This window comes from Arthrobacter sp. CAL618 (assembly GCF_000468215.1).
Classification (GTDB): Bacteria; Actinomycetota; Actinomycetes; order Actinomycetales; family Micrococcaceae; genus Arthrobacter_D.
On sequence record NZ_ASZW01000264.1, the window covers coordinates 1 to 1583 of the forward strand.

The window sequence follows — 1583 nt, forward strand, 5'->3', positions numbered from 1 at the left end:
GATGACGGCGCAGGAACGGTGCGTGACCGCCGCGTTTCTTCAGCAATGAGGAGCCGAGCCCGTCGACCACCACCACACACACTCGTGAGGCCGTGGGCAAGCCCAGGGCGTTGAGGAAGGGGCCGGACGCTGAGTCCAGTCCCAGGGCCGCCGCCGCGCTGGTGAAGACCTCGGCGACGGTGCTGCGCCCATAGGGCGGCGCCGCCGGAAGAGGCTCCCGGTGTTCGGTCAGAGATTCCACCAGCGGCTAGCCCTGGTGGTGGGTTCGGCTGAAGCGGGCGCCGAGGCCGGGCTGCCTGCGCGGCGTCGGGCTGACGGTGCTGCCGGCACCCGGCATCACCGGGTTGGCTGTGTTTACCTTCCGCAGGGCCCTGGCGAATGATTTCGCGTTCTGGACCGCCTGCATACCGTCGGCCTCAGCGCTGACGCGCAGCACGATGTCTTCCTGGGAAATGGTGCCGGTGTACCCGTGGTCGGCGTCGCACTGGGGGTCGCTGCACCCGGCCGGACCCATGTCCAGGCGCTGCCCGCCGGACCAGGCAATGGCGAGGGTCAGCTCCCGAGCCTGGTCGGAAGGCTTGTAGTCCTGGGGCTGGGCGTAGAGGTAGCTGAGGACCACTGAGCGGATCTGGCTGACCGGGACGGACTCGGTGGAAACCTGGGCCATCATCTGCTGCCCGTCCTCGTCCAGCTGCTGGTCGTCGACGTGGGTGATCACCAGCATGTCCTCGGTGAGAACCAGCACGGTGATATGGCGGTGAACCTCGTTGCGTTCGAAGTGGGTTTCGAGGTGCACCACATGGGAGAGCGGTTCCCGACCGTCAAGGGCGTCGTGCACCGTGTCTGCCACCAGGCGCGGATAAAATCCTGCCCGTTCCAGGGAGGCGTCGAGGCTGCGGCGTTCAGCGGAAAGCGATGTCATACCTCCAGTTTCCCCCACCCGGGCACCCGCCACCTAACCCGGCGACCGGTAGGGCGCGCCGTTCACCCAGGACGGCGGCCGGCGTCGTCGTTAGTCCCGCATGGCCCGTCGTGCACTGTCGGTGCGACGCTGCGGGTTGCCGACCATAATGTCGGTGCTGAGGATGACCAGTCCGGTGGCCGAGACCAGCACCGGGTTGAACTCAAGCAAAGCGATCTCCGGGTGGTGGTCCTTGAGGACAGCCACCCGGCTGATCAGGTTTTCGATCGCGGCGATGTCGGTCGCCGGCAGGCCCTGGTAGCCAAACAGTTTGCGGGATGCGCGCGGGCCGCGGACCAGATCGGAAACGTCGACGGCGGATAGCGGCGGGATGCTGTGCGCCCAGTCATCGAGAAGGTCGACGGCGTCGCCTGCCAGTCCGAAGGACAGCACCGGCCCCAGCAGGGGATCTTCAATTGCGCGGAGCGTACAGGCCTGTCCGGAGGGCGCCATGGACTGCACCTCCATTCCGCTGACTCCGAAGGGTGCTAGGACCTTCTCCATCTGCGAAATGTTCTGGCGGAGGGATTCTGCGTCCTCGATGTTCAACCGGACGCCCCCAAGGTCGAGGCGGTGCCGTAGATGTTCGTCGACGGTTTTGATGACCACCGGCCACCCGAGC

General features: G+C 66.6%; 2 protein-coding genes and 1 pseudogene. All 3 read right to left on the reverse strand.

Annotation, left to right across the window (positions count from 1 at the left end; translation table 11 throughout):
- Nucleotides 1-241 (reverse strand): annotated as a pseudogene (locus K728_RS19755) (alkaline phosphatase family protein); the annotation flags it as partial.
- Between the two features lie 6 nt (nt 242-247).
- Nucleotides 248-922: a DUF5998 family protein gene (locus K728_RS0116130; RefSeq protein ID WP_019481102.1), complete on the reverse strand. Its 675-nt coding sequence runs from the start codon at nt 920-922 to the stop codon at nt 248-250.
- Nucleotides 923-1012: 90 nt separating this feature from the next.
- Nucleotides 1013-1583 (reverse strand): acetate--CoA ligase family protein (locus K728_RS19760; RefSeq protein WP_193353946.1); only part of this gene is annotated, 571 nt, incomplete at its 5' end.